9 protein-coding genes, 1 pseudogene and 1 riboswitch are annotated in these 8,078 nt (G+C 69.4%); of the genes and pseudogenes, 7 read left to right on the plus strand and 3 right to left on the minus strand.

Annotated elements, in window-relative coordinates:
• Nucleotides 1-103: 103 nt before the first annotated feature.
• From AC5Y7V_RS26030 to AC5Y7V_RS26045, 4 genes are read left to right on the plus strand one after another with little or no spacing between them, the layout of a single operon-like run.
• Nucleotides 104-304 (plus strand): hypothetical protein, encoded by a 201-nt coding sequence (locus AC5Y7V_RS26030; protein ID WP_499882921.1) that lies wholly within the window; start codon nucleotides 104-106, stop codon nucleotides 302-304.
• Between the two features lie 3 nt (nucleotides 305-307).
• Nucleotides 308-808, plus strand: a complete 501-nt coding sequence (moaC, locus tag AC5Y7V_RS26035; RefSeq protein ID WP_499882922.1) for a cyclic pyranopterin monophosphate synthase MoaC — start codon at nucleotides 308-310, stop codon at nucleotides 806-808.
• Nucleotides 808-1,290 (plus strand): MogA/MoaB family molybdenum cofactor biosynthesis protein, encoded by a 483-nt coding sequence (locus tag AC5Y7V_RS26040; protein WP_499882923.1) that lies wholly within the window; start codon nucleotides 808-810, stop codon nucleotides 1,288-1,290. The genes moaC and AC5Y7V_RS26040 overlap by 1 nt, the downstream gene beginning before the upstream one ends.
• A complete protein-coding gene (locus AC5Y7V_RS26045) occupies nucleotides 1,287-1,712 on the plus strand; it encodes a molybdenum cofactor biosynthesis protein MoaE (RefSeq protein ID WP_499882924.1) in 426 nt (141 codons plus the stop codon). The genes AC5Y7V_RS26040 and AC5Y7V_RS26045 overlap by 4 nt, the downstream gene beginning before the upstream one ends.
• A 151-nt stretch (nucleotides 1,713-1,863) precedes the next feature.
• Here the strand turns inward: AC5Y7V_RS26045 and AC5Y7V_RS26050 are convergent.
• The 3 genes and pseudogenes from AC5Y7V_RS26050 to moaA form a co-directional block, all read right to left on the minus strand.
• A pseudogene (locus tag AC5Y7V_RS26050) lies at nucleotides 1,864-2,484 on the minus strand (transglycosylase family protein); the annotation flags it as partial.
• Nucleotides 2,485-2,495: 11 nt separating this feature from the next.
• Nucleotides 2,496-2,710: riboswitch (cyclic di-AMP (ydaO/yuaA leader) on the minus strand.
• A gap of 204 nt (nucleotides 2,711-2,914) precedes the next feature.
• Nucleotides 2,915-3,205 carry a MoaD/ThiS family protein gene (locus AC5Y7V_RS26055; protein ID WP_499882925.1) on the minus strand — a complete coding sequence of 97 codons (291 nt, stop codon included), beginning with the start codon at nucleotides 3,203-3,205 and terminating at the stop codon, nucleotides 2,915-2,917.
• Nucleotides 3,198-4,277 (minus strand): GTP 3',8-cyclase MoaA, encoded by a 1,080-nt coding sequence (gene moaA, locus AC5Y7V_RS26060; RefSeq protein WP_499882926.1) that lies wholly within the window; start codon nucleotides 4,275-4,277, stop codon nucleotides 3,198-3,200. The genes AC5Y7V_RS26055 and moaA overlap by 8 nt, the downstream gene beginning before the upstream one ends.
• A gap of 218 nt (nucleotides 4,278-4,495) precedes the next feature.
• On the opposite strand from moaA, the gene AC5Y7V_RS26065 reads away from it, so the two are divergent.
• From AC5Y7V_RS26065 to AC5Y7V_RS26075, 3 genes are all read left to right on the plus strand, one after another.
• Complete coding sequence (locus AC5Y7V_RS26065) at nucleotides 4,496-4,906, plus strand: cold-shock protein (protein ID WP_499882927.1); 411 nt, start codon at nucleotides 4,496-4,498, stop codon at nucleotides 4,904-4,906.
• A gap of 133 nt (nucleotides 4,907-5,039) precedes the next feature.
• Nucleotides 5,040-7,001 carry an acyl-CoA dehydrogenase family protein gene (locus tag AC5Y7V_RS26070; protein WP_499882928.1) on the plus strand — a complete coding sequence of 654 codons (1,962 nt, stop codon included), beginning with the start codon at nucleotides 5,040-5,042 and terminating at the stop codon, nucleotides 6,999-7,001.
• Between the two features lie 32 nt (nucleotides 7,002-7,033).
• On the plus strand, nucleotides 7,034-8,038 hold the full coding sequence (locus tag AC5Y7V_RS26075) for a glutathione S-transferase family protein (protein ID WP_499882929.1): 1,005 nt from the start codon (nucleotides 7,034-7,036) through the stop codon (nucleotides 8,036-8,038).
• The last annotated feature ends 40 nt before the right edge of the window (nucleotides 8,039-8,078 follow it).

An 8,078-nucleotide genomic window follows, 5' to 3' on the forward strand; every position in this document is an offset into this window, starting at 1 on the left:
CTGACCAGCGTAAAGCAGTCTTCCCGACCGGCCCGTACGCAAAGCCCACGGTCAGCCCGGCCTTGCGCCACGTCCCCGTGCGCGACCTGTCAGAATGGACCCCGTGGCTGACTCTGCTGAAGGCAAGGCGCGCAAGACCAACTACGTCGACAACGGCTGGCCGACGACGGACCCGGACGACCACGCCGTGAGCGAACTGGTCAGCGACCGGACGGGTGCGCTGTCGCCCTTCGGTGAGCTGGTCTTCCCGTTGCCCGTGACCGACCTGCCCTACGTTCACCCGGTCACGGTCGTCAACCGGTAACCGATGGCTAGGGCCCCAGAGGCCGCCAAGGCCTCGGCAGGCACGCTCTCGCACCTGGACGAGCGGGGTGCGGCGCACATGGTCGACGTCACGGATAAGGACGCCACCCGGCGCACCGCCGTCGCGGCTGGTGCGTTGCGCACCTCGCCGGAGGTGGTGGCGCTCGTCTCGACCGGCGGGCTGCCCAAGGGGGACGCGCTGGCCACCGCCCGGGTGGCCGGCATCCTGGCGGCGAAGCGCACCAGCGACCTGATCCCGCTGTGTCATCAGCTCGCGCTCACCGGGGTCGACGTCGACTTCGCCGTCGGCGACTCGGACATCGAGATCACCGCGACCGTGCGCAGCACGGACCGCACCGGCGTGGAGATGGAGGCGCTGACCGCCGTCAGCGTGGCCGGGCTCACGCTGTACGACATGATCAAAGCCGTCGACCCGGCCGCTCGCCTCGATGACATTCGGGTGCTGCGCAAGCAGGGCGGCAAAACCGGAAACTGGGAGCGGTGATGGGCGAGCGATCCGCACGAATAATCATCGCGTCGACGCGTGCGTCGTCCGGCGTGTACGACGACCGATGCGGGCCGATTATCGCGGAATGGCTTGAACAGCATGGATTTTCGCCCGTGCAGCCCGAGGTGGTGGCCGACGGGGAGCCGGTCGGCCAGGCGCTGCGCGGGGCGCTCGACGCCGACGTCGACCTGATCATCACCTCCGGTGGCACCGGCATCTCGCCCAGCGACGCCACCCCGGACCAGACCGTGGCGGTGCTCGACTACATGATCCCCGGGCTGGCCGACGCGATCCGCCGCTCCGGGCTGCCGAAGGTGCCGACGTCGGTGCTGTCGCGCGGCGTCTGCGGTGTGGCGGGCCGCACGCTGATCGTGAACCTGCCGGGATCACCCGGCGGGGTGCGCGACGGGCTCGGCGTGCTCGCCGACGTGCTTGACCACGCGCTGGACCAGATTGCCGGCGGGGATCACCAGGGATGACCCGCGTCCTGCGCGCCGCCATGACCGAAGAGCCGATCGTTTTGGCGGAGCACGAAGAGCTGGTGGGCCATCAGTCGGCCGGGGCGGTCGTGGGATTCGTCGGCATGATCCGCGACCACGACGGCGGCCGCCGGGTGGTGCGGTTGGAGTATTCCGCGCACCCCTCGGCCGAGCAGGTCCTGGCCCAAGTCGTCGGCGAGGTCGCCGAGTCGTCGTCCGGGGTCCGCGCGATCGCGGCCAGCCACCGCATCGGCGCGCTGCACATCGGGGAGGCGGCGCTGGTGGCCGCGGTGGCCGCCGACCATCGGCAGGCGGCCTTCGACACCTGCGCCCGGTTGGTGGACACCATCAAGGCGCGGTTGCCGGTGTGGAAGCACCAGTTCTTCGACGACGGAACCGAAGAATGGGTGGGCTCCGCCTAAAGACGGGCGCACCGAGCGCCTGAGCTAAGTGGAGGCGTCAGCCGGCCTGAGGCGGCTGCGCCAGGGCGTCCAGCGCGTCGTTGCCGTGGATGTCCGCACTCTGAATCGCATCCCACAGTTTGCGGGTGTAGCCCACGGTCGAAGCGCGCTGCGGTTCGACCGGCGCGTCCGCGGCAGGCGCGGGCGGCAGGGCGTCCGCGGGCGGCGCCATGTCCGGCGCAGGCTGCCCGGCCGCCGTCAGCGTCACCGGCGGGGCCGGATCGGCGGGAGGCGGGGGAGGCGGCGGCGGGGCGTCGGGCGGCGGAGCGTCCGCGGGCGGTGGCGCCAGCGGCGGCAGGCCGTTGAGCCCGGGCGCGTCCAGCGGGGCGTCCATACCCGCCGGCGTGGGAGCGGGAACCTCGCGCGGAGTGGGGCCCGAGAGCGGACCGCCGCAGACCGGCCAGGCGCCCCGGCCCTGGGTCGCGAGCACGCGCTCGGCGACCGCGATCTGTTGCTCCTTGGTTGCCATCTCGGCCGACGGGGCGAATTCGCCGCCGCCGTGGGCGGCCCAGGTGCTCGAACTGAACTGGACACCGCCGTGGTAGCCGTTGCCCGTGTTGATGCCCCAGTTGCCGCCGGACTCGCAACGGGCTACCTGATCCCATTCGCCGTCGGTGGCCGCGGCGGCCTGGGCGGCCATGGCGATGCTGCCGCCACCAAGAACTGCCCCCGTGAAGGCGATCTTGGCGACGCTGATGCTGGATGTTGTGGGCTTGCGGTGACGTCCACTCATACGCGCCGAAATATTCCTCTCGTGTGACGCGCCTACGAGGTCAGCTGTCGGGTTCGGGTTGGAGAGGCCACCCGGCCGCCGCCGCACTCCGCATGGGAGCCGGCGTCGGCTTCACCCCTAGGAGCCGCAAGCGACTCCAGTCCGATCACGGTGGACCGGTGGGTCCCCCGCCTCCATCCGCTTTGGTCACCCCCGCCTATTGGATGGAGCTCGGCGCGATAGGAGGGGAGGTACGCCGTTCGGTAGATTGACGAACCGTCGGTGACGCTAGCGCGTTCTGTTCGTCCCGTCACGTCTTGCGAAACCCGGCGTTTCCCTCACGGCCATATCCGAAAAGCCCAGGAACGCTAGGGATTCCCGCTGGTCATTCGCCCGAGATCGGAGCGTGATTTCTCCGTTATCGTTCCGTTACGTGAGGTATCTCACAGTTTCATCCGCCGGCGAAGGGCGGCAGAACGTCGATCGTGTCACCGGTGCGTAACGGCGTGGTTTCGTCGCGCACCGCGATGCCGTCGCGCAGGTAGGAGCATCGTTCCAACACGGTGGCGAGGCGAGATCCGCGAACGGCGAGCCGCTCCACCAATCCGGCCACCGTGGTGCCCGGGCGCACCACCAAGGCCTCCGATTCGGCACCGGCCGCGGCGCGCGCGGCGGCGAAGTAGCGGACCGTCACCTGGACTCCCTCCCCGTCGGCCGGGGCCTGACCCGTCGGGCTAGCCACCGATCGCGCTCATCGGGCGGGCGGGCTGAATGAAGTCGGGATCGTTGATGCCGTGGCCGGCGGGCTTGCCCCACATCGCGGCGCGCCACGCCGCCTCGATCGCGTCGTCGTCGGCCCGACCGCGCAGCAGACCCCGAAGGTCGGTCTCCTGCGTGGAGAAGAGGCAGCTGCGGACCTGGCCGTCGGCGGTGAGCCGGGTGCGGTCGCAGGTCGAGCAGAAGGCGTGCGACACCGACGCGATGACCCCGAACTTCGCGCTCGGAGTGTCCGGTCCCGTGTCCACCAGCCAGAGCTCCGCCGGGGCCGAACCGCGGGGCGCCGGGTCCGGGCGCAACCGGAAGTGCTGGCGCAGCACCGCCAGCACGTCGTCCGCGGTCAGCGCGGCGCCACGGCGCCATTGATGCCCGGCGTCCAACGGCATCTGCTCGATGACCCGCAACTGATAACCGTGCTCGAGGCAGAACCGCAGCAGGCCGACGACGTCGTCACGCCCGGTCGCGGGATCGAGCACGGCGTTCACCTTGACCGGAGTCAGGCCGGCCGCTTTGGCGGCCGCCAGGCCCTCCAGCACGTCGGCGAGCCGGTCCCGGCGGGTGATGGCCGCGAAGTGGTCGCGGTCCACGCTGTCCATCGACACGTTGACCCGATCCAGGCCGGCCGCGGCGAGAGCGGCGGCCCGGCGCGCCAGCCCAACACCGTTGGTGGTCAACGAGATCTCGGGGCGGGGTTGCAGGCCGGCCGCGGCGGCGATCACCTCTTCGAGGTGGCGGGACAACAGGGGTTCCCCGCCGGTGAACCGCACGCTGGTGATGCCCAGCCGGGTGACGGCGATGTGCATCAGCCTGGCCAGCTCGTCGGGGCTCAGCAATTGTTCGCCGGGCAGCCAGTCCAGGCCCTCGGCCGGCATGCAGTAGCTGCACCGCAGATTGCAACGATCGGTCAGCGAGACTCGCAGATCGGTCGCGGCGCGCCCGTAGGTGTCCAGCAACGGGCCGCTGCCGGGAACGTTCTGGGCGACGGGGTCGCCGGCGCGGCCTCGCACCGTCGGTAAGCCCAATGCGGTCAGCGTCATGCGGGCACCCACAGGCCACCGAATGCGGGCCAGATGACGTTCAGGATCAGGCGCATATCTCCTCCAGCGGTACCGCCCAGACTACCGAGTGACGCGTAACGGGGGTGCTCGTCGGGCGGGCATCCGAGTAGGATCAGAATCCAACATGCGTCCTGCGCAGGCGGGACGCTTCTTGCGTTGCCCATCCTAGTGATCCGTCAGACAAGCAGGTGAGACCAGTGCCGACCGGCAAGGTTAAGTGGTACGACGCCGAAAAGGGGTTTGGCTTTCTGTCACAGGAGGACGGCGAGGACGTCTACGTCCGCTCGTCGGCGCTGCCCGAAGGGGTCGAGGGGCTCAAGTCGGGGCAGCGGGTGGAGTTCGGCGTCGCCTCCGGCCGGCGCGGTCCGCAGGCGTTGAGCCTCAAGCTGATCGATCCCCCGCCCAGCCTTGCCAAGACGCGTCGCGAGGCGGCGCCGGTCGAGCACAAGCACAGCCCCGACGAGCTGCACGGGATGGTCGAGGACATGATCACGCTGCTGGAAGGCGCCGTGCAGCCCGAGCTGCGCAAGGGGCGCTACCCGGACCGCAAGACCGCCCGTCGGGTCTCCGAGGTGGTCAAGGCGGTGGCCAGGGAGCTCGACTCCTAACCGCGCGGTTACTCGCGACGAACCGGTGCGCCGAGAAGCTACTCGGTGGTAACTTCGACATGCGTAGGTCGTGATATTCCGCCCACCAGCGGGTACTCCGGCCTCGATGTGAGTCGTTAGCGAGGAGGCGGCGATGGCACAGCAAGCGCAGGTCACCGAGGAGCAAGCGAGGGCCCTCGCCGAGGAATCCCGCGAAAGCGGTTGGGACAAACCGTCATTCGCCAAGGAGCTCTTTCTCGGTCACTTTCCGTTGGAGCTGATCCACCCGTTCCCCAAACCGTCCGACGCCGACGAGGCGCGCACCCGCGCGTTCCTTGGCAAGGTGCGCGAGTTTCTCGACACCGTCGACGGCAGCGTGATCGAGCGCGATTCGGCCATCCCCGACGAATACGTGAAGGGCCTGGCCGCGCTGGGCTGCTTCGGCATGAAGATACCCACCGAATACGGCGGCCTGGGCATGTCGCAGGTGGCCTACAACCGGGCGCTGGTGATGATCTCGTCGGTTCATCCCAGCCTCGGCGCGCTGATTTCGGCCCATCAGTCGATCGGGGTACCCGAGCCGCTCAAGCTTGCCGGGACGCCCGAACAGAAGCGGAAGTTCTTGCCGCGCTGCGCCGCCGGCGCCATCTCGGCGTTCCTGCTCACCGAACCGGACGTGGGCTCGGACCCGGCGCGCCTGGCGTCGACGGCGACACCGGTCGAGGACGGCAAGGCGTACGAACTCGAGGGCGTGAAGTTGTGGACCACCAACGGCGTGGTCGCCGAGCTGCTGGTGGTGATGGCCCGGGTGCCCAAGAGTGAGGTGCACCGCGGCGGAATCAGCGCGTTCGTCGTCGAGGCCGATTCGCCCGGGATCACCGTGGAGCGGCGCAACAAGTTCATGGGCCTGCGCGGCATCGAGAACGGCGTCACCCGGCTGCACCGGGTGCGGGTGCCCGCCGAAAACCTGGTCGGCCGGGAAGGCGACGGTCTGAAGATCGCGCTGACCACGCTCAACGCGGGGCGGCTGTCGATTCCCGCGAGCGCGACGGGATCGTCGAAGTGGGCGCTGAAGATCGCCCGCGAATGGTCGGGGGAGCGCGTGCAATGGGGCAAGCCGCTCGCCAAACACGAAGCGGTCGCGAGCAAGATCTCGTTCATCGCCGCCACCACCTATGCCCTTGACGCGGTGCTGGAGCTGTCCGCGCAGATGGCCGATGAAGGCCGCAACGACATCAGGATCGAGGCGGCGCTGGCCAAGTTGTGGTCCAGCGAGATGGCCTGCCTGATCGCCGACGAACTCCTGCAGATCCGCGGTGGCCGAGGCTACGAGACCGCCGAGTCGCTGGCCGCGCGCGGGGAGCGCGCGGTGCCGGCCGAGCAGGTGGTGCGCGACCTGCGGATCAACCGCATCTTCGAGGGATCCAGCGAAATCATGCGCCTGCTCATCGCGCGCGAGGCGGTCGACGCCCACCTGACCGCGGCCGGTGACCTCGCCAAGCCCGACACGGGTTTGCGCCAGAAGGCGGCCGCGGCCGTCGGCGCCAGCGGGTTCTACGCAAAGTGGTTGCCGCAGTTGGTGTTCGGTGAGGGGCAGCGGCCCCGGGCATTCAGCGAGTTCGGGCCGCTGGCGTCGCACCTGCGGTACGTCGAACGCTCCACCCGCAAGCTGGCCCGCAACACCTTCTACGGGATGGCGCGCTGGCAGGCCAAACTCGAGCAGCGGCAGGGATTCCTCGGGCGCATCGTCGACATCGGGGCGGAGCTGTTCGCGATGTCGGCGGCGTGCGTGCGCGCCGAGGGGCAACGCGCGGCGGACCCGGCCGTCGGCCGGCAGGCATACGAGCTGGCCGACACGTTCTGCCAGCAGGCGACCCTGCGGGTCGAGGCCCTGTTCCAGGCGTTGTGGGCCAACACCGACAGCAGCGACGTCCGGCTGACCCACGACGTGCTGGACGGCCGGTTCACCTGGCTGGAGGACGGGATCGTCGATCAGTCCGAGGGCACCGGGCCGTGGATCGCACACTGGGAGCCGGCCGAATCGACCGAGACCAACCTGGCCCGACGGTTCCTGACGGGCGCGCAGGCCGACGTGATGGGCGGAATCGCCGATTAGTTGAGGCCGGGCGAAGGGGCAGAATTGGCGTCATGGCCTCTTACGTCGCCCCCGCGGGCGAATTCACCCGGGACACCAACTACATCAACACCCGCATCACCGCCGACGGGCGCGACGGCTACCCGGTAGAGCCCGGCCGGTATCGGCTCATCGTGGCCCGCGCCTGCCCGTGGGCCAACCGCGCGATCATCGTCCGGCGGCTGCTGGGCCTGGAAGGCGCTCTCTCCATTGGGTTTTGCGGCCCCACCCACGACGAGCGCAGCTGGACCTTCGACCTGGACCCCGGCGGCGTCGACCCGGTGCTGAAGATCCCGCGGCTCCAGGACGCCTACTTCAAACGCTTCCCCGACTACCCCAAGGGCATCACGGTCCCGGCGATCGTCGACGTCCCGACCGGTGCGGTCGTCACCAACGACTTCGCGCAGATGACGCTGGATCTCTCCACCGAGTGGACGGCCTACCACCGCGAGGGCGCGCCGCAGCTATACCCGGAGCCGCTGCGCGCCGAGATCGACGAGGTGAGTAAGAGGATCTACACCGAGATCAACAACGGCGTCTACCGCTGTGGCTTCGCCGGCTCACAGCAGGCCTACGAGGCGGCCTACGACCGGCTGTTCACCGCACTGGATTGGGTGAGCGATCGCCTTGCCAACCAGCGATACCTGGTGGGCGACACCATCACCGAGGCCGACGTCCGGTTGTTCACCACGTTGGCCCGCTTCGACCCGGTCTATCAGGGACACTTCAAGTGCAACCGATCCAAGCTCAGCGAAATGCCGGTCCTGTGGGCCTACGCGCGCGACCTGTTCCAGACGCCGGGCTTCGGCGACACCGTCGACTTCGTCCAGATCAAGCAGCACTACTACATCGTGCACGCCGACATCAACCCGACCCGCATCGTGCCCAAGGGCCCGGACCTGGCCGGCTGGCTGGCACCACATAGCCGGGAAACCTTGGAGGGCAGGCCTTTCGGAGACGGAACGCCCCCCGGTCCGCCGGTGGACGGCGAGCGGGTGCCCGCCGGCCACGGCGCGTGATCGTTTCTGCCGAGCGTCGAGTTGTTGCGCGAAACTGCGG

The sequence above is a fragment of the Mycobacterium sp. NGS34 genome (assembly GCF_059812845.1).